Source organism: Paenibacillus sp. WG02 (genome assembly GCF_055396115.1).
The window spans coordinates 7,395,098-7,414,305 of record NZ_AP036016.1 but is presented as its reverse complement, the minus strand read 5'-3'; the positions used below and the strand labels follow the sequence as shown (position 1 = coordinate 7,414,305).

The window sequence follows — 19,208 nt, the reverse complement described above, 5'->3', positions numbered from 1 at the left end:
GCATCCTTCTGGCTTGGAGAAGTCCTTTTCGGACTTCTCAGCAACACTTTGCTACTTTATCGACGGTGAGAAGTCCATTACGGCTCTCTCAGCAAACATTTGTGGTTAACAAGCATCCTTCTGGCTCCGAGAAGTCTTTTTCGGACTTCTCAGCAACACTTTGCTACTTTATCGACGGTGAGAAGTCCATTACGGCTCTCTCAGCAAACATTTGTGGTTAACAAGCATCCTTCTGGCTCCGAGAAGTCTTTTTCGGACTTCTCAGCGACACTTTGCTACTTTATCGACGGTGAGAAGTCCATTACGGCTCTCTCAGCAAACATTTGTGGTAAACAAGCATCCTTCTGGCTCCGAGAAGTCTTTTTCGGACTTCTCAGCAACACTTTGCTACTTTATCGACGGTGAGAAGTCCATTACGGCTCTCTCAGCAAACAATTGTAGTCAACTAGCATCCTTCTGGCTTGGAGAAGTCCTTTTCGGACTTCTCAGCGACACTTTGCTACTTTATCGACGGTGAGAAGTCCATTACGGCGCTCTCAGCAAACAGGCTCGAAAACCAAACTTTCACAAGCGCCATTTTTCAAGCTAACGTAATCTTGCTTAAATAAATTGTCCGCCACTCATAATTCATAAAACCGCTTGCAGCTCCGCGACGTTACCTTAGATAGAAAATTTAAGGAGGAGTAATCGAGCATGGGTAATTTTAAAAAAGTATTCGTATCTTCCCTAGTGTTACTGGGTCTTATGGCGGGAGTGACGGCTCTATCAGCAGCTGCGGCTGAGCCTCTGAAGGTCAAATCCGAAACGGATATAGCAGGGGATCTGGGTATCCTTCAAGGAGAGGGCAATGGGCTGACGGCTGAATACTTAAACAAGCCAACCACTAGGCTGCAAGCCGCGGTGATGTCCTTAAGATTAAAAGGTTTGGAAGCCGAAGCTTTAGCTTACACCGGTACTACTAGCTTCAAGGATGCTAGCAGCGTTTCCAAAGAAAACCAAGCGATTCTAGGTTATTTGAAAGCGAACCCGAGTCTTGGCTGGCAAGGAACCGGCGATGATAAATTTGAACCGCTATCAGGAATTACAGCGCAGCAGTATTATAAGGTTCTGTTGGAATCGCTAGGTTACACGCAAGGTACGGATTTCGAGTACGCGAACGTATTTACTTTTGCCTCGAAAAATGGCTTATCCAGGATTGCTAATGTGAAGCAATTCAAAAACTTACATATCGCTACAGCAACTATCGAAGCTTTGAAGGTACCTATCAAAGGTACTGTGAAAACACTAGCCGTCGATTTGATGGATAAAGGTAAAATCAGTGCGACGAAGCTCGATGTGCTGAAAAACGAAGAACTCAGCTTGAAGCAAAGCGATACGTTGGGTAGTTATCTGACGGACTCCAAAGGCATGACGCTTTATTATTTTACCAAAGACGCAGCGGATGTGAATTCATGTGTGGGCCAATGTTTGGCCAACTGGCCGATCTTTAACGGCAATAACTTTACGGTTCCTGCGGAGTTTAGCGCAGCAGATTTCAAAGTGTTCGTGCGTGCTGACGGCAAAGAACAACTGACCTACAAAGGCTGGCCTTTATACTACTTCGTTAAGGATCAAAAAGCCGGAGATACCACGGGAGATAACGTTGGTAAGGTCTGGTTCGTTATTAAACCCTCGAATGGCGGCGTGGCGCTAGGCACCAAAGCCGATCTAGGCAATTATTTGACAGATGCGAACGGCATGGCACTTTACTACTATGATAAAGACACGAAAGGTGTCAGCAATTGCTCCGGTAAATGCTTGGAGAAGTGGCCATTATTCTACGCACCTAATATTGCGCCTCCAACGGGAGTCAATTCAGCTGATTTCGGCACTCTCATTCGTGCAGATGGCAAAATGCAAACAACGTACAAAGGTTTCCCTCTGTATTATTGGGTAGATGATAAGAAAATGGGAGACACATTAGGTCAAGATGTTGGTAAAGTCTGGTACGTGATTGATCCCGCCAAATTCAGTGGCACCAAAGTTGCGAACACCTCTGTTAAAACAAGTAAATCCGACGCTCTTGGCACGTATTTGGTAGATCAGAACGGCATGGCTTTGTACTTGTTTACAAAAGATAAAGCGGACCCTAACTCCTGCGTAGGTCAATGTTTGGTTAACTGGCCGATCTTCTATGATGCGAGCCTTACGGTTTCCTCGGATCTATCTAGCAGCGATTTCGGTACCCTTACTCGAAACGATGGCACGAAACAAAGCACATATAAAGGCTGGCCGCTTTACTACTGGATCAAAGATCACAACCCTGGCGATACTACTGGGCAAAATGTAGGAAAAGTCTGGTTCGTCCTCGATCCAGCTCAAACTATAGCAAGATAACAGCCTCAGTCGATTCTGCAAGTTTATGGCGCTCCAACATGCTGGTAAATGCAGCTGAGTTGGAGCGCTCTTTTTTCTATAAAGCTATTGCCAAGTTGTCTAGCTGGCGATAAGGTAGAAAGATAATAAACTTCATTTCGACTCGGGGTGTACCGAATTATGCGAAATCGAACAGATGGTGAGCTCATGAAGCTGGTGATGGCTAAGCATCATCCTGCCTTAGAAGAGCTTTATGATCGCTATGCGAAGCTGGTGTATTCATTTGCGCTGAAATCCATGAAGGAAGAGCAAGCGGCCAGAGAAATTGTTCAGCTTGTTTTCACACGTCTTTGGACCACTGAAAAAGGCTATGACGCAAGCAAAGGTGCATTCGTCAACTGGGTGATCACGGTTACCCGTAATATCACCATTGATTGCTTGCGCAAGAAGCGTAGACTTGATCAAGTGATCCAATTTGAGCCCAGAGAGTGGGAACATACGCTTATTTCGAGTGATCCTGATCCAGAATCGGTCATGTCACGTAAATGGATAGGAGAGCAAATTCAAGAGGCCTATGTGCATTTGTCGGATAGCCAAATTCAATTGATCGACATGATGTACTGGCAAGGGTATTCTCTAAGCGAAATAGCGACTCAAACGAATGAGCCGCTTGGTACGATAAAAAGCCGTTTGCATCAAGGGTTGAAAATACTTCGGAAGCATCTGACATCACTGAGGGAGGGATGACGTAATGAAAGAACAGGAGACTGTGGAATGCAGTTATCTTGTCAATTATTTGACAGGCGACTGTACGGAGTGGGAACGCGCTGCTTTCGAACGGCATCTGCGAACTTGTGTCACATGCCGGGAAGAATTAAGCGAGCTGCAGGAGGTCTGGCAGGCACTTCCTTTTGAGATGGAAGAAGTGGAAGTCCCTGCGGATTTGAAACAACAAGTTATGCAGTCTATTGTCCCAACCGAACTCAAAGCGATCAAGAAGAAAGTAAAGAAGAAACGTTCGTTCAAATGGGTGTATGGCGGAGCTGCTGCCATTATCTTAGGCCTTGTTGTAGGCGTATGGTGGAATAATCAACAACCCAAAAACTTTTCAGCCAACCCCGCCTTAAATCAACCCGCAGAAATCGTGCATACATTTCAATTGAAATCCGTTGAAAGTACGATGCCAACAGCCTCTGGCACAGCTTGGGTGCTGCAAAATGGCGATGTCCACAATGTGGTCATTAATCTGCAAGGTCTCAAGGAAACCCAAGGGGATTGGGCGTATCAGGTTTGGTATAACCGAAGCGGGAAGCGATACAATTGCGGGACGCTCCGAGTAGACGAGAAGGGTACTGGTGTGCTGACATACAGCATCCCTGTCAAGGTGAAGGATTTCCAAATTGACTCCTTTGGCGTTACGTTAGAACCGGATCCGAATGGTTTGCAGCCGCGCGGGAAGAAGATACTGGGCACTTCGTAGCTCATACTCCGAATTGGTTAAGGTTAAACTACTAGTTGTGTTTGATCAGAGGTCTAGGCATTCATAGAGAGGACGGATAGATTTGAACGTAAAAGGTATTCATCATTTAACCGCGATGACAGGGGATGCAGCAGCGAATTTCCAGTTCTACACCGAGGTGCTTGGCATGCGTCTTGTCAAGAAAACCGTCAATCAAGATGATACAACGGCTTATCATTTGTTTTATGGGGATGAAAAGGGGAATCCGGGAACAGAGCTCACCTTCTTTGATTTTCCCGGGGCCCAACCTAATGTTGCGGGGGTAAGCAGTATTTCAGGTACATCTCTTCGTGTAGCTAATGACGAGGCGCTTCCGTATTGGATAGAGCGATTCAAGGAACATGGTGTAAAGCACTCCCCTGTGGAGGATTTTGCTGGACGTAAAGTCCTTTTTTTCGAGGATCCAGAAGGTCAGCAGCTAGCTATTGTTTCCGATGAAAATAATACAGGTGTTAAAGGCGGGAAGCCGTGGGAGAAAAGCTCGGTTCCCGTCTCATACGGCATCACCGGACTAGGCCCTGTAAAGCTTACCGTGCGGAAACCTGAATCCACACTGGCTGCGCTTCGTTTGCTAGGCTTCACGGAGAAAGCACGCATTCCGGCGCTGGCTAAAGGACAAGAAGATATAATCGTCATGCAAGTAGGCGAAGGTGGGTCAGGTGCCGAAGTCCAGGTCGAGCCGCGCAGCGATCTCCATGTATCAAGTCAAGGCAGCGGCGGCGTTCATCACGTTGCTTTCCGTATTGAAGACAAGGAAGAACTGTTGGCATGGGCTGAAATCCTTAACAAAGAAGGATTACCTAACTCAGGCTTCGTAGAACGATTTTATTTCCGGTCTTTGTACTTCCGCGAGCCGAATGGCATTCTGTTTGAACTTGCGACTGACGGTCCGGGCTTTGCTACGGATGAACCCCTTGAAACCCTAGGCGAATCGCTTTCTCTCCCGCCATTCTTAGAGAACCAGCGTGTGTCCATTGAAGCAAACTTGAAGTCGCTGCATACGAAACGGTGATACCATTAACGAACATTCTGCTCTGTGATGAAGCTCACGGATAAGAGATGTTCGTTTTTATTTTTAAGATGGAGGTAAATCGGTTATCATGGATACATACATACAAAGCTTGAAAATGATGAAGGGATAGGTGCCAGATGACGACAGGGGATAAAATCAAACTAACCTCTTACTCCACGAAAGGTGGATGCGGATGCAAAATCGGTCCGGGAGATCTTTCTCAAGTGATAAAATCTTTGCCGCCTACAGTTGCCAACCCCAATCTTCTTGTTGGGATAGATACCAGCGATGATGCAGGGGTATATAAATTAAGTGAAGAGCTTGCGCTCGTTCAAACCGTAGATTTCTTCACTCCGATCGTTGATGATCCCTATTCATTCGGACAAGTGGCTGCAGCGAATGCCATCAGTGATATTTATGCCATGGGCGGTAAGCCATTAACGGCATTAAACATTGTTGCTTTTCCGATCAAAACGCTTCCCAAGCAAGTGCTTGCCGATATTTTGCGTGGCGCTGGGGATAAAATGCAGGAAGCAGGGATTACACTAGTAGGTGGTCATTCTATTGATGATAACGAGCCGAAGTTCGGACTAGCCGTCACAGGATTGGTGCACCCTGGGAAGATCCGTACCAATGCAGGAGCTAAGCCCGGAGATAAATTGATCTTAACGAAGCCGATTGGCGTAGGTATATTGACAACTTCGATCAAAAAGGATCGACTGAATGAGGAAGAAATACAGCGAGTCACGCAGGTGATGGCAACGCTGAATAAGACGGCGGCGGAAACGATGGAGCCTTATAACGTTCATGCCTGCACAGATGTGACGGGCTTTGGTTTAATGGGACATTCTCTGGAAATGGCCAAAGGCAGCGGCGTGGGTATTCGCATTGCTGCGCAAGATGTACCTGTATTGCCGCGAGTGCGCGAGCTTGCCGAAGAAGGATTCGTTCCTGGTGGTACCAAGAACAACTTCGCTCATGTCCAGGAGTCGATCACATTTGCTGAATCGTTAGATCAAATTAGCCAATGGATTTTGTGTGACGCGGTCACCTCAGGCGGTCTCCTCATCTCGGTTGATGGAGAGCAAGCGGAAGAATTGCTGCGTAAGTTAAAGGATGCAGGTGTAGAAGCGAGCTTGATTGGCGATATCACGGCAGAACATCCCGGAAGCATTGTTGTAAGTTAAAGGAGCGAAAATCCATTGTTTCAAGACATTACCATCGAAGAATTACTAACCCTGCAAAATAAAAAAGAGATCGTTCCGATCGATGTCCGTTCCTCATCCGAATTTGATGATGGCACGTTCCCTGGCAGCTTGAATATTCCCATATTTGAGGATGCAGAGCGTGCCGAGATTGGTACCCTATATAAGCAAGTGAGCGTGCAAGCAGCTAAGGATAGAGGGCTGGAGATCGTTTCTGCGAAGCTGCCCGCTTTTGTGAAGACTTTCGAGCAAATCAAGGAACCAAAGGTCGTTTTCTGCTGGCGCGGCGGGATGAGAAGTAAAACTACAGCAACCGTTTTGTCGCTGATGGGCATTCGGGTTTACCGGTTGACTGGAGGTATTCGGGCCTATCGGAAGTGGGTTGTAAGTACACTTGAGCAGCTTGGAGATTTTAAGCCTCCTGCACACGTTATTCAAGGAAACACGGGAACCGGGAAAACAGCTATTTTGCGCAGTCTTCTGGAAGAGGGTTATCCTGTCTTGGATTTTGAAGGGATGGCGGGTCATAGAGGCTCCATTTTTGGGGAGATTGGCCTGAAATCGCATAACCAAAAAACATTCGAGTCCCTGCTGGTCGGACAACTGCTGAAACTTGAATCCGCGCCTTACGTTTTAATGGAGGGTGAAAGCAAGCGAATAGGCAAAGTCGTTCTTCCCGAGTTTATAGTTCGAAAAAAAGAAGCGGCTACGCAGATTTTTATAGAAATGCCAATCGAAGAACGTGTTCAGCATATTATCGAGGATTATAAGCCTTTCGAAAATCAGTCGGATATTTTACATGCGTTTAATCATATTAAAAACCGCATCCATACCCCAATTGCCAAAGAAATTGAGACCAATCTTCAAGAACAGCACTATGAGGATGCCGTTAGGCTGCTTCTGATGCATTACTATGACCCGCGCTATGAGCATGCGATGAAGCAATATGAACAAGACAGAATCGTCATCAAGGCTGGAAATAGGAAGGAAGCAATAGAGGCTGTGAAGAACCATTTATCGGGGTTTTAAATGGCGGCATCTTTGAATAACCTCGAAAGAGGTTTTTTCACATTTGTCTTAAAGTATCATATACATGGTTAGCAGCGGCAGATAATGGAGTGCTCTTTAACTTAATAATACCAACCTTTCTGGCTGGGATAGGTGTTGTTAACTGAATTTCATACAACGTTTCATCTAATAGCTCTTGATTGACAAACTCTCTGATTCCACAAGCTATACCGAAGCCATTTCTAGCAAATTCGATTAGTAAATCAACACTTCCAAGCTCAATCTCTGGCTTCATGGACAAACCTTGCCCTTCAGCAAAATGATCTAAATAGGCGCGGGTGCTGCTCCCTTTCTCAAGCAGGATAATCGGATGCTCAAGTAATTTCTGAAGAGAAATGGGGGTTTCTGCAAGTTGCTTGTACGCAGCACCTGTTAAGAAACAGTCGTGAATGACGATACTTTCCTGAATTGAAATTTGAGGGTCAGCAACAGGGAGATTGACGATACCAAGGTCAATTTTCCCCTCTTTTAGCAAAGTAATCGTCTCGGTAGTAGTTCTGTTCGTGACTTGTATCTTTACTTTGGGGAACGACTCGTGAAACTGCTTAAGGTGCGGCAAAAGAAAATGTTTACAAAGCGTATCACCGGCTCCAATTTTCACCTCTCCGTGCGTAAGTTGATGCATCTCCGTAATTTTTCTTTCACCATTAAGAATGAAATGATAAGCCTGCTCAATATAGGTAAAAAGCTCGCGACCTTCCGTTGTTAATGTCACTCCTCTAGATGTGCGGAAAAATAATTGCCCGCCCAGTTTTGCCTCTAATTGTTTAATCGAATGCGTAACAGCCGGTTGTGTAACAAATAGTTCATCAGCTGCCTTGGATAGACTTCCCGATTTGGCCGTGATATAGAAGACTTGATATAGTTCCATATTGTGAATCATAGTTCGTTCACTCCCTTGATATCAATTAAATTAATATCTAATATTAGCAATATTAATTTTTTTTATATGAATATTGTCATTATACTTAGATGTAGGGAGTTATTTCAATGGGAGGGTGATCATAAGATGACGATTACAGCGATTGTAGGAGCGAATTGGGGCGACGAAGGCAAGGGGAAATTAACAGATGTGCTTGCCGTTCATTCCCAGTTTGTAGTCAGGTACCAAGGAGGGAGCAATGCGGGGCATACGATAATTAACGACTATGGCAAATTTGCGCTGCATATGCTTCCCTCCGGAGTCTTCTATCCAGGAACCACGAATGTAATTGGACCTGGTGTTGCCTTAAATATGGGGAAGCTCCAAAGTGAATTTCAGGAATTAGTGAAGCGAGGCGTGCCTGTACCTAAGTTATGTATTTCTGAACGCGCGCAAGTCGTGCTGCCTTATCACATTCTATTCGATGAGTTGGAGGAGGAACGTTTAGGGGATAGGAAGTTTGGGTCCACCAAGCAAGGGATCTCGCCATTCTATGCGGATAAATATGCGAAGATTGGCATACAAGTATCCGAATTATTTGATGAAAGTCATCTAAGATCAAAGTTAACTAGGGCATTGGAGTCCAAAAATATACTTCTCACTCATTTATATAAAAAGGCTCCCCTCGATGTCGATCAGCTTGTTGATGAAGTTCAGAAGCAAGCGGCATTTATTCAGCCATTTGTGTGCAATACGACAACATTGCTGCAAGAAGCCTTATCACAAGGACAATCGGTATTAGTGGAGGGACAATTAGGAGCGCTCAGAGATCCAGACCATGGGATTTATCCGTATACAACATCTTCATCGACATTGGCTGGATATGCTGCTGTTGGGGCAGGAGTTCCTCCATATGACATTAAGAAAGTTGTTGCTGTAACGAAGGCTTATTCAAGTTGTGTCGGCGAAGGGCCATTTGTATCCGAAATTCATGACGAAACCGCTCATGAGATACGCACGCGTGGCGGGGATGCGGGAGAATTCGGTGCAACAACCGGCAGGCCAAGACGCGTAGGATGGTTCGATGCGGTTGCGACCAAATATGGTTGTCAAATACAAGGAGCAACCGAGGTTGCCCTAACCAATCTAGATGTGCTGGGTTATCTGGAAGAGATTCCAATTTGTAACGCTTATCGAATTCAAAATGTGATTAGCATGGATTTCCCGCATACCCCGCAACTACAGCAAGCAGAGCCAGTCTATGAGAAACTGCCAGGCTGGAAGTGTGATATCTCACATATTCGTACGTTTAACGATCTTCCTATTGAAGCTCAAAATTATGTGCTTCACATAGAGAAATTGATTGGTGTACCTATTCGCTGGGTCTCCATTGGGCCAAAACGCGATCAAATTATTGAAAGGTAGAGTGTTGATTCATTCATCCAAACTCGTTTAACATCGAGGTGTCTTAAAATGATGAATGAATCCTGATTCTCGGAAGCATGATGTTGTAGTAAGTGCAACAATTTCTGCCTAGAACCCGCTTCTCACCCTGCGTTGTTGCATCGTGTACAACATCCATAATACTAATAACCCTTCACAAAACTGAGGAGCGACTCAATATCACTTTTTGGAGTCGTACTAGTAGTGGTGAGGAGGCATAATGAATGTGTCAGCGATCTCAGATAAGCAGCGTTACGAATAACAAAATAACTAGGCCTCTAAGCAATTAATCATTGCTCAGAGGTCTAGTTTGTATTGTTTATCTATTAAATATTTTCTCAAGTGCCTCACGTTGAGGGGGTCTAACATTCAAGACGGGGCGGATGCTTTGAGCGAGTTTCTCCGCTTCTTCAATGGTCTGGCTTTTGCCGAGTGTTATCAAAGTCCCAATAGCCACAGCACCGGTACGGCCTTTGCCGCCGCCACAGTGGAAGCCGACCTTTTTCCCTTGGTTATAAGCCTCTACAACGTGATTGATTGCTTGCTGAAAAAGCTGATCTTGTGGTCCCTCTGCGTTGTCTCCAAGAGGTACTTGGATCCATTCGACGTCTCCAGCTGGGAAAGCACACTCCGTGGCTTCTCCACGTAGATCAATAATCACTTCAACGTTCTCGTTCTTGACCATGTCCTCAACGTCAGAAGCACCGCCAAAGTAGATTTTATCTTCGATTAAGGCTTGATAATTTATAGGCATGGATACACCCTCCTTATTTTTTCTTAAATGGCGTAAATTCAATGGTTGCCTTTACAGGTGCGGACGGTGGTGCACAGCATAATGAGGCATCCAACGGCTCTCCCGCGGATTCAAATTCAGAATCTTCCTTGGTATAAAAGATTTCCCAAGCATTGCCGTCGGGATCATACACCCAAACCTTATCTTGAACGGCGTAACAGCAGGTTGTGTTCATTTCGTCGGTGAGCAGAAGGCCGCTTTGTCTTAAACGCTCACCCATCTGAAGGACGTCTTCCGTGTTATCCACTTGAAGTCCCAAATGATTGAGAACGCCGTTTTTCTCGAACGGTCTTACATTCAAAGAGAAGTGAAGAGCGGGACTCTCAAGCTCGAATTTCGCATAGTTATCTTTGACTTTCGTTGGCTCAGCGCCGAAAAAAGCGCGGTAAAAATCTAATGATTTGTGAAGATCGGAACAATTCACTGCGACGTGCATTCTTTTGATCATCTTAATTACCTTCTTTTACGAACTGCGTAATACGAGCTTTAATGGCATCGCGAACCTCGCGGAATTGGGCAGTAATTTCTTCTTCTGTTCCCGTTGCTTTGGCCGGATCATCGAAGCCCCAGTGCCATCTTTCGGCCTTATCATTACGTACAACAGGGCAGTTGTCATTCGCATGACCGCATAATGTAATGATGTAATCCGCTTGACTCAAAATCTCAGGGTCAATCACATCAGAGGTATGATTCGAGATATCAATGCCATCCTCTTTCATCGTGGCAACCGCTCTTGGGTTTAATCCGTGTGCTTCCAGGCCGGCACTTTTCACTTCGTATTTGTCGCTGCCCAAGGCTTTCAAATAGCCATCTGCGATTTGACTCCGGCAAGAATTTCCCGTACATAGAAAATATACGATTTTTTTGTTCATAGTAAACATCTCCTTATAGGTTGATTATGAAACTACGTTTAACCATAGGTACAGACCAATTAACGTGATTAACAAAGTTGGGATCGTAAGGATGATGCCTATTTTAAAATAGTACCCCCAGGTGATTTTCACACCTTTTTTGGATAGGACGTGGAGCCATAATAGAGTTGCGAGCGAGCCGATTGGCGTAATTTTAGGGCCTAAATCGGAGCCAATGACATTGGCATAAATGAGAGCTTCACGAATGATTCCTTCTGTTTGAGTGCCCTTGATCGCAAGCGCATCAATCATAACCGTCGGCATATTATTCATAACTGAGGAAAGGATAGCGGCCAGGAAGCCCATCCCTATGGTGGCAGCGAACAAGCCTTGTCTAGAAATGGTGTCAATTAGTTCTCCAAGAGCATTGGTTAAGCCAGCGTTCTTTAATCCATAGACAACTACGTACATGCCGATTGAAAAAATTACGACAGCCCATGGCGCATCTTTGATGATTTTTTTGGTTTCGATCACCTTGCTCGATCGGGCAATCAGAATGAAGTTTAGTGCAGCGACCCCGGCTATGATGGAAACAGGAATTTTAATAAACCCACTGATTAGGTAAGCAGCCAGTAGGATCCCAAGAATGACCCAAGATAATCGGAATAGCTGAATATCCTTAATCGCATCAGAAGGACGCTTAAGCTGAGTGACATCGTAGTTTTGAGGAATGTCTTTTCTAAAATACAGGAACAGCACAAGCAAACTAGCAGCTAATGAGATTAGACTTGTAATAAACATTCGGCTAGCATAGGTGACAAAATCAATACCGAAAAAGTCAGCCGATACGATGTTCACCAAGTTGCTCACAACGAAAGGAAAGGATGTCGTATCTGCAATAAAACCACTGGCCATAATGAACGGCAGAATCATTTTATCTGGAAATTTCAAGGCACGAACCATAGCTAGAACAATTGGCGTTAGAATTAGCGCGGCGCCATCATTGGAGAATAGTGCAGCAACAGCGGCCCCGAGCAGGATGACATAGACGAACATGACTTTCCCGTTCCCTTTGGCAATACGTGCCATATGAAGGGCAGACCATTCAAAGAATCCAATGTTGTCCAAGATGAGGGAGATCAGAATAATGGCGACAAAAGTCAAAGTCGCATTCCACACAATACCAGTCACAGTGACAACATCATTCAGAGAAACAACCTGAAAGAGCAGTGCAAGAATGGCACCTGCTGATGCGGACCACCCTATATTCAGCCCTTTAGGCTGCCAAATGACGAAGGTCAGCGTAAGTAAAAAGATAATAACTGCTAAATAAACCATACGTTCCTCTTAAACCTCCTAATTCGTAAGCATCTGCTAGTCGCAGCAATCGAGCTGCTCGCAAGACATGAGATCGACCATTTGTTTTTGAGAAGGCAAATGTTGAAATAGTTCGTGCAAATAAGGCTTATCGTCAATGTTTAACGAGTAATATACCCATTGCCCCTTCTTGGCTTCCTTAACCAAGCCGCCATCCTTCAATTTCCGCATATGTTGGCTCACATTAGGCTGGCTGGTATTTATGATTTCTACGATTTCGCACACGCAAAGCTCGCGTTCCTTCAGAAGCGAGAGAATTGTGAGCCGCATTTTATCCCCCAACAGCTTGCAAACGTCCGCGACTTTATGTATTTCAACCAAAGCTGCACGCTCCTTCGTAAGGTGTTATACAAGAGATTTCTTTGTCATTTTCTCAATTTCATTTTTATTTGTCAATGATTATATAATTACTTGATTATACAACAATTTCTCTACTTTCTTCTCAATATGCTGTAGATGTTGCAGTTTGTACAACAATTTAGCCATATTTCATGTTAAGGAGCTACTTTTTGGAGTAATTAGTGTATTTTCTGCAACAATTGTGAGAATAACGCGGATTTGCTTGCATATTGTTGTACAAAAAATACAACAAGGCTAGAAGCAGATACTGTTAGCTGAGAGCTGATATCAGAAAATGGGCTTTTGGTTTGTTCTTTTTTAATCATGGCAACAATGAAGAGAACATATCAAACAGGGGAGACCCACATGGAACTTAAGCCCGTATTTCCTTTCGAACCGATCAGCACGGAAACGATTCCAACATCCAGTGATTGGGTGGCACAGATTAAATGGGACGGCGTCAGAATGTTAACTTATTTTGATGGAAATGACGTTCGTCTAATGAACCGCAGATGTAATGACCGTACGAAGCAGTACCCCGAGCTGTTAGAAATAAAATCCTACTGTTCGGCTTCATCCGTCATCTTAGACGGGGAAATCATCGCATTTGATCAAAAGAAGCCCGCCTTTCATGAGATTATGAAAAGAGAATCTTTACGCAAAAGCCAAAGCATAGATAAAGCAGTCACGCAGACGCCCATTACTTATATGATTTTCGATATCCTCATGTACAATGACAAGTGGGTCGTGGATAAGCCATTATCAGAGAGACAAAAGATACTCCATGAAGTGATTACCCCCTTGCCCCAGTTTCAGATTACGCAAAACATTGCGGACGGAAACAAACTCTTCGATGTTATGAAGGAGCACGGCATGGAGGGAGTTGTATGTAAGGACCTTAAGAGTACTTATGCAATTGGGGGAAAAGACAGCCGCTGGATGAAGAAGAAGATTTTCCGCGACCTATTTGCTGTGATTGGCGGGGTAACGACTAGGGCGGGAGTTGTGAATGCGATAATGCTGGGGTTATATGACAAAGAAGGCCGTTTTATTTATATTGGTCATGCCGGCACTGGGAAATTAAGCAGGGAGGATTGGCGTCAGTTGACGAAGATCGTTGAACCGATGAGGACGCCACAAAAGCCTTTTGTAAACGAGCCTGAACGGAGCAAAGAAGCCATTTGGATTGAACCCAAGTTAACGGCGAAAATACAATTTCTCGAATGGACTCCCCACGGAACGATGAGGCATCCCAGTATTCAAGCTTTCGTTCAAATGGATCTAGCGGATTGCACGTTTTCACAGAATATGTAGATGGTAAACAACAGAACAAAGCAAAAGCGCTAATCCTTGAATATCAAGAATCAGCGCTTTATTTGCGTTCTATTCACATTACGTTACCGGTTCTTTGACTTTTTTGGCTCTCGGTTTCGCTTTCGGCTTCTTGACCTCAGTGACACTGGCGTCCTCACGCAAGGTAACTTTGTCATCCGTCGGCTTCGTGGCGTCAAGACTCGCTTGCAGCGCTGCCATGAGATCAATAACGCTCGTTTTCTGCAGCGTAGGGGCAGCTTGTACTTCTTCTCCAGCCACTTTATGCTCAATTGCTTCGAGCAAGCGGCCGCGGTATTCATCTTTATACTTTTCGGGCTCAAAAGGTGTCGATAGCTGGCTGATCAGCATCTTCGCCATTTCCATTTCACGCTCGTTCACGGTAACTTTCTCGGGAAGGTTGGGAACTTGAGAAATCGGCCGAATCTCATCCGGGTAAAAAATAGTTTCCATAGCGAGGCAGTTCTCGATAACTCGAATGGCGGCTAGTGAGCTTTTGGAACGGATCGAGACTTTGGCGATGCCAATTTTACCGGTTTGACGCATGGAATCCAGCAGCAAATGATAGGCACCAGAACCAGTATCTCCAGGCCCGAGGTAGTAAGTCTTTTGAAAATAAACCGGATCAATATCTGTCAAGTTGACGAAATCTAGAATCTTGATCTCTTTATTCGCTTCGCCTGAGATATTTTCCAACTCATCCTTCTCAAAAATAACGAAACGTCCAGGTTCATACTCGTATCCTTTGGAAATTTCCTCCCACTCTACTTCCTTGTCACAAGTCTGACATTTACGCACATAGGAGAGTGGTGTAATACAAGTTTTATGTATGTAACGCATAGAGATATCCTTATCTTCCGTAGCCGAAAACATTTTCACAGGCACATGAACAAGTCCGAAGCTAATAGCGCCTTTCCAAACCGTATGCATCTCGTGATTCCTCCCCATTAATCGTGATTGTACTAGTATTCTCTTGAATTAATGGCTTTATACGGTAGGGATTTAAGAGAATAGATGGCCTTGAGAGTGGGTACGTTAAAAACGCAAGTTGATTACCAAGAAGCTAATCTATGCTAAGGAGGGATTCACGGATGGCACAAGATTCAAATGCATCCCAAGATAAAGATAATCAAGGGAAAGATGATCATTTCATGGATATTGATCGCATGATTAACGAAGGCTTGGGAGGCGGCAACGTCACCTTGCACAATGGATTAATCGAATCCTCAACGACGGATACGATGGATCATCCGGAATCCGTATTGGATGAGCCATGAACATTCATCGCGCTCAAGAAATTTTAGCCGCTGATGAGAAGATTCACGTCGAGTTAAATGGCCTCCCTGTCTGGATCGACAGTGTGGATTCTGGCAAAGCAACGGCCAAAGTTCATGCGGAAGAAAACCCGGCCGATTCTCGGGTTGTGACGGTTCAAGAGTTAGAAGAGGTCCATTAGTGGATGTGAAAGAACAGCAAAGCCTGCTCCGAGTTATTTCGGGGCGGGCTTTTTGTATTAGAGAGTTGATGTTGCCTACTAGCGAGGACTATAATAGGAGCAGCACGCGCAAACGGAAAGAAAGGGATGAGATCTACTTGCCTCAATCCACATTTACGTACAACTCCAGGCACGAGGAAGATACCGATAAACTGGGGGGATTGCTGGCCGCCTATTTGCAGCCTGGCACCGTCTTTACACTAGATGGCGATCTGGGTGCGGGAAAAACGAGGTTTTCGCAAGGCTTTGCCAGAGCGATGGGAATTACCGAAATCGTTAACTCGCCTACATTTACCATTATCAAAGAATACGAGGGAGCCGAGCTTCCTTTCTACCATATGGATATGTACCGCATTTCCCAAGAGGAGGCGGATGAATTAGGGCTCGACGATTATTTTTATGGAGCGGGCGTTACGCTGATCGAATGGTCAAGTTTAATTGAAGACCTTCTGCCGCAAGATCGGCTAGCCATCACGATTGCCCATCAGGATGATCAAACCAGAGTATTTCACCTGACTCCGCACGGAGACCCGTATCAGAGCTGGTGTGTACAAATGAAGGAGAACGGACATTTACAATGACAGAACGGACAATGAATTTAGGACGATGCTTAGCCATCGATACTTCAACATCTGCAATGACAGTTGCTATTTTGGAAAATGGCAACATGCTGGGCGAGGTCAGCTCCTACGCTGAACGGAATCACTCGATAGGGCTTCTTCCCCATATTCAAGATCTACTTGCGAGTTTACATCTAAAACCAAAGGACCTACAATCGGTTGCTGTAGGCCAAGGCCCCGGTTCCTATACAGGGGTTCGTATTGCCGTGTCTGTTGCGAAAACATTCGCATGGTCGTTAGGTCTGGATCTTATTGGTGTATCCAGCTTAGAAGCAATGGCGCTTGGAGGTGCTTTGAAGGAGCAGAGCGCGACCGGAAATGGGCCGACTTGGGTGGTGCCGCTCATGGATGGTAGACGTAAGCAGGCTTTCACGGCAGTATACGCCTATGAGGGTGCTTCTCCGTTAACAGCGAATGGTGAGCTCGGGGCAAATTGGCAAGAAGTTCTGCCTGATGGCATTCGTGTTATTGGTTCTTGGACAGAGCAAATCGTTAAGCAAGCAGCCTCATCTTCGCAAGGACAAAGGCCCTATGAGATTCTGTTTGTGGGTGAAACCGAAGGCTTCAAGGATGAGCTTGAACAATTTGCGCGGGCTTGGGACGGAGTCGTTCGTATCCTTTCCTATGGCATTGAAGCGGAATATATCGGTAGACTAGCCTATCCGAGGCTGGCTAAAGGGGAGAAGGCTGATGTGCATACATTTGTCCCCAATTACACCAGATTGCCGGAAGCTGAAGCAAATTTACTGGCCGGAATTAAGACGAAGAAAGGGGATCATTGATGATGGAGCAGCGGCAACCTCAAACAACCGAAAACTCGTTGGTGTTCCGTTCCATGCGAATGGAAGACATCCCTTTTATTTGTGAAATCGAGCAAGAAGCGTTCACGACGCCTTGGACCAAAGGTGCATTCGAGAATGAATTAACGAACAATCAGTTCGCTCATTATATGATTATGGATATCGAAGGTGAGGTCGCCGGGTATGGCGGGATGTGGCTCATCATGGAAGAGGCGCATGTCACGAATGTGGCCGTTCGGGATACGTATAGAGGTCGTAAGCTAGGGGAACGTTTGCTTCGGGGGACTGATGAAAACTGCCGCTTTCTTAGGGGCAATTCGGATGACACTTGAGGTTCGAGCTTCGAACTACGTTGCGCAAAATTTGTACGAAAAAGTCGGATTCCGCTCTGTTGGCGTGCGTAGAGGGTACTACACGGATAATCGCGAGGATGCTGTCATTATGTGGGCAGACTTGCCTAAGAGAAGAAAGGATAGTCTCGGAGATTGAGGCTTTCGGATAGGTGAAGAATTTGACTAGAGATGCAGGGCAAGAGCAAACAAGTGCAATAGGACAACAGCAAACAAGTGCAATAGGACAAGAGCAAAAAAGTGAAACAGGACAACAGCAAAAGGAAGCTCCCGTCACGAAGCCGGTGTATATATTGGCGATCGAAACGAGCTGTGACGAGACTTCCGTAGCCATTGTCGAAAATGGTAAAATCATTCGTTCCAATGTGATTTCCAGCCAGATCGAAACACACCAACGCTATGGCGGTGTGGTGCCGGAGGTGGCTTCCCGCAAGCATGTGGAGTCCATCACATGGATGCTTGAGGAAGCCGTCGAGAAGGCGGGCGTATCGCTGCAGGAGCTGTCCGCAGTTGCCGTAACCGAGGGACCCGGATTAATCGGGGCCCTGTTAGTAGGCGTCGTTGCGGGCAAAGCGCTAGCCTGTGCCTTAGACCTGCCGCTAATTGGTGTTCACCATATTGCGGGACATATTTATGCGAATCAACTTGTGCATGAGCTCGAGTATCCGTTGATCTCGCTCGTTGTGTCCGGCGGACACACGGAGTTGATTCTGATGGAGGGGCCGGGCCAATTCCGCATCATCGGGCGAACGCGTGATGATGCGGCTGGCGAGGCCTACGACAAAATCGCGCGGGCGATGGGCCTGCCTTACCCGGGCGGACCGCATGTGGATCGGCTTGCGCAGGAAGCCGAGTCCGAGATCAAGATGCCTCGCTCTTGGCTCGAGGCAGACTCTTACGACTTCAGCTTCAGCGGATTGAAATCCGCTGTGCTGAACGTCGTCAACCAAAGCAAGATGCGCGGCGAGGCCGTTCAAGTCGCGCAGATTGCCAAGGGCTTCCAAGCCTCCGTCATCGACGTGCTTGTGGAGAAAGCTGACCGCGCCGTGCGTGAATACGGCGCGAAGCAGCTGCTGCTCGCGGGCGGTGTCGCCGCGAACAAAGGGCTGCGCAGCAGGCTCGCTGAGCGCTGCGAGCAGCTGAATGTGCCGCTGCTCGTGCCGCCGCTTAACCTTTGCACGGACAACGCTGCGATGATAGGCGCAGCCGCTTTCCTCAAGTGGGACAAGCAGGAATTCGACTCCATGGAACTGAAGGCAGAGCCTCAACTCAAGCTGGAAGAGTGGTAAGGGCAAAAAAATAAATTTTCTGACAACTGTATTGACTTTGCCAAAACGGCATATTATAATCACAATCAATACTTTCAAACGCAACGAACGGGATTAGTAAGGAACAGAAGTTTCGCTCAGAGAGCTGTGCGCTTGGTGAAAGCACAGACGAAACGGTACCTGAACTCGCCCGGGAGCGGTAAGACTGATAAGGATGCCAAGGATCCAGCACCCAAGTAGGTCTTGACGGTTGACCCCCGTGATCAGGTACATGAGTGGTTTCGAGTGTAACAGCTCGGATCAATTAGAGTGGTACCGCGGAAGGTTCAAGCCTGTCGTCTCTTTTATAGAGATGGCAGGCTTTTTTGGTTGTTCTGAAACTTGAAGCGAACATGAGCAAATGTGAAGAAGAAATATGAACATATAACAAACGCGATGAACAAGAGTAGTAAGGAAAACATACACAAAAACGCAATGAACAAGAGTAGTAAGGGCTCACTTGTACGGTACAGAAAGCTG

The 19,208-nt window shown here is 45.9% G+C and carries 20 protein-coding genes, 1 pseudogene and 2 other annotated features (1 of these 23 cut by a window edge); of the genes and pseudogenes, 14 read left to right on the top strand and 7 right to left on the bottom strand.

Translation table 11 applies throughout. From position 1 onward, the window contains the following. Positions 1-693 precede the first annotated feature (693 nt). The 6 genes from ACBP55_RS33535 (at position 694) to mnmH (ending at position 7,120) form a co-directional block, all read left to right on the top strand. A complete protein-coding gene (locus ACBP55_RS33535; protein ID WP_464647895.1) occupies positions 694-2,376 on the top strand; it encodes a hypothetical protein in 1,683 nt (560 codons plus the stop codon). Between the two features lie 159 nt (positions 2,377-2,535). Continuing rightward, a complete protein-coding gene (locus tag ACBP55_RS33530; RefSeq protein ID WP_029199385.1) occupies positions 2,536-3,102 on the top strand; it encodes a sigma-70 family RNA polymerase sigma factor in 567 nt (188 codons plus the stop codon). A 4-nt stretch (positions 3,103-3,106) separates the two neighbouring features. Next, a complete protein-coding gene (locus ACBP55_RS33525; RefSeq protein ID WP_464647893.1) occupies positions 3,107-3,835 on the top strand; it encodes an anti-sigma factor domain-containing protein in 729 nt (242 codons plus the stop codon). An 82-nt stretch (positions 3,836-3,917) separates the two neighbouring features. After that, positions 3,918-4,886, top strand: a complete 969-nt coding sequence (locus ACBP55_RS33520) for a ring-cleaving dioxygenase (protein ID WP_464647891.1) — start codon at positions 3,918-3,920, stop codon at positions 4,884-4,886. A gap of 137 nt (positions 4,887-5,023) precedes the next feature. After that, positions 5,024-6,073: a selenide, water dikinase SelD gene (gene selD / locus ACBP55_RS33515; RefSeq protein WP_464647889.1), complete on the top strand. Its 1,050-nt coding sequence runs from the start codon at positions 5,024-5,026 to the stop codon at positions 6,071-6,073. A gap of 15 nt (positions 6,074-6,088) precedes the next feature. Then, the gene (gene mnmH / locus ACBP55_RS33510; RefSeq protein ID WP_464647887.1) at positions 6,089-7,120 is read left to right on the top strand and encodes a tRNA 2-selenouridine(34) synthase MnmH; all 1,032 of its coding nucleotides are present in this window, start codon (positions 6,089-6,091) and stop codon (positions 7,118-7,120) included. Positions 7,121-7,157: 37 nt separating this feature from the next. On the opposite strand, the gene ACBP55_RS33505 is transcribed toward mnmH, so the two are convergent. After that, on the bottom strand, positions 7,158-8,042 hold the full coding sequence (locus ACBP55_RS33505; RefSeq protein ID WP_464647885.1) for a LysR family transcriptional regulator: 885 nt from the start codon (positions 8,040-8,042) through the stop codon (positions 7,158-7,160). A gap of 126 nt (positions 8,043-8,168) precedes the next feature. On the opposite strand from ACBP55_RS33505, the gene ACBP55_RS33500 reads away from it, so the two are divergent. Continuing rightward, positions 8,169-9,446, top strand: a complete 1,278-nt coding sequence (locus tag ACBP55_RS33500; RefSeq protein ID WP_464647883.1) for an adenylosuccinate synthase — start codon at positions 8,169-8,171, stop codon at positions 9,444-9,446. A gap of 337 nt (positions 9,447-9,783) precedes the next feature. On the opposite strand, the gene ACBP55_RS33495 is transcribed toward ACBP55_RS33500, so the two are convergent. Genes ACBP55_RS33495 through ACBP55_RS33475 form a run of 5 tightly spaced genes read right to left on the bottom strand, consistent with a single transcriptional unit; the run spans position 9,784 to position 12,755 of the window. Then, positions 9,784-10,218, bottom strand: a complete 435-nt coding sequence (locus ACBP55_RS33495) for a protein-tyrosine phosphatase family protein (RefSeq protein WP_464647881.1) — start codon at positions 10,216-10,218, stop codon at positions 9,784-9,786. 13 nt (positions 10,219-10,231) lie between these two features. Next, the gene (locus ACBP55_RS33490; protein ID WP_464647879.1) at positions 10,232-10,705 is read right to left on the bottom strand and encodes an ArsI/CadI family heavy metal resistance metalloenzyme; all 474 of its coding nucleotides are present in this window, start codon (positions 10,703-10,705) and stop codon (positions 10,232-10,234) included. A 1-nt stretch (position 10,706) separates the two neighbouring features. Further along, a complete protein-coding gene (gene arsC, locus ACBP55_RS33485) occupies positions 10,707-11,129 on the bottom strand; it encodes an arsenate reductase (thioredoxin) (RefSeq protein ID WP_464647877.1) in 423 nt (140 codons plus the stop codon). 24 nt (positions 11,130-11,153) lie between these two features. Beyond that, positions 11,154-12,446 carry an arsenic transporter gene (locus ACBP55_RS33480; RefSeq protein WP_464647875.1) on the bottom strand — a complete coding sequence of 431 codons (1,293 nt, stop codon included), beginning with the start codon at positions 12,444-12,446 and terminating at the stop codon, positions 11,154-11,156. A gap of 36 nt (positions 12,447-12,482) precedes the next feature. After that, on the bottom strand, positions 12,483-12,755 hold the full coding sequence (locus ACBP55_RS33475; RefSeq protein ID WP_464653524.1) for an ArsR/SmtB family transcription factor: 273 nt from the start codon (positions 12,753-12,755) through the stop codon (positions 12,483-12,485). Positions 12,756-13,190: 435 nt separating this feature from the next. Between ACBP55_RS33475 and ACBP55_RS33470 the strand changes: the two genes are divergently transcribed. Further along, positions 13,191-14,138, top strand: coding sequence for an ATP-dependent DNA ligase (locus tag ACBP55_RS33470; RefSeq protein ID WP_464647873.1), 948 nt, complete (start codon positions 13,191-13,193; stop codon positions 14,136-14,138). A 78-nt stretch (positions 14,139-14,216) separates the two neighbouring features. Here ACBP55_RS33470 and ku read toward each other — a convergent pair whose 3' ends face one another. Beyond that, positions 14,217-15,086 (bottom strand): non-homologous end joining protein Ku, encoded by an 870-nt coding sequence (ku, locus tag ACBP55_RS33465; RefSeq protein WP_464647871.1) that lies wholly within the window; start codon positions 15,084-15,086, stop codon positions 14,217-14,219. Between the two features lie 161 nt (positions 15,087-15,247). Between ku and ACBP55_RS33460 the strand changes: the two genes are divergently transcribed. The 6 genes and pseudogenes from ACBP55_RS33460 (at position 15,248) to tsaD (ending at position 18,710) form a co-directional block, all read left to right on the top strand. After that, positions 15,248-15,433: a hypothetical protein gene (locus ACBP55_RS33460; RefSeq protein ID WP_029197048.1), complete on the top strand. Its 186-nt coding sequence runs from the start codon at positions 15,248-15,250 to the stop codon at positions 15,431-15,433. Further along, a complete protein-coding gene (locus tag ACBP55_RS33455; RefSeq protein ID WP_268618490.1) occupies positions 15,430-15,612 on the top strand; it encodes an H-type small acid-soluble spore protein in 183 nt (60 codons plus the stop codon). Before ACBP55_RS33460 ends, ACBP55_RS33455 begins: the two co-directional genes overlap by 4 nt. Positions 15,613-15,749: 137 nt before the next feature. Continuing rightward, a complete protein-coding gene (tsaE, locus tag ACBP55_RS33450; protein ID WP_464653522.1) occupies positions 15,750-16,232 on the top strand; it encodes a tRNA (adenosine(37)-N6)-threonylcarbamoyltransferase complex ATPase subunit type 1 TsaE in 483 nt (160 codons plus the stop codon). Beyond that, a complete protein-coding gene (tsaB, locus tag ACBP55_RS33445) occupies positions 16,229-17,053 on the top strand; it encodes a tRNA (adenosine(37)-N6)-threonylcarbamoyltransferase complex dimerization subunit type 1 TsaB (protein WP_464647868.1) in 825 nt (274 codons plus the stop codon). The genes tsaE and tsaB overlap by 4 nt, the downstream gene beginning before the upstream one ends. After that, positions 17,053-17,560: pseudogene (gene rimI / locus ACBP55_RS33440) on the top strand (ribosomal protein S18-alanine N-acetyltransferase). The gene tsaB and the pseudogene rimI overlap by 1 nt, the downstream one beginning before the upstream one ends. An 82-nt stretch (positions 17,561-17,642) precedes the next feature. Further along, the gene (gene tsaD, locus ACBP55_RS33435; protein ID WP_464653520.1) at positions 17,643-18,710 is read left to right on the top strand and encodes a tRNA (adenosine(37)-N6)-threonylcarbamoyltransferase complex transferase subunit TsaD; all 1,068 of its coding nucleotides are present in this window, start codon (positions 17,643-17,645) and stop codon (positions 18,708-18,710) included. Between the two features lie 74 nt (positions 18,711-18,784). Further along, positions 18,785-19,035 (top strand) — a binding site (T-box leader). A 119-nt stretch (positions 19,036-19,154) separates the two neighbouring features. Then, positions 19,155-19,208: a binding site (T-box leader), on the top strand; it runs 214 nt beyond the window's last position.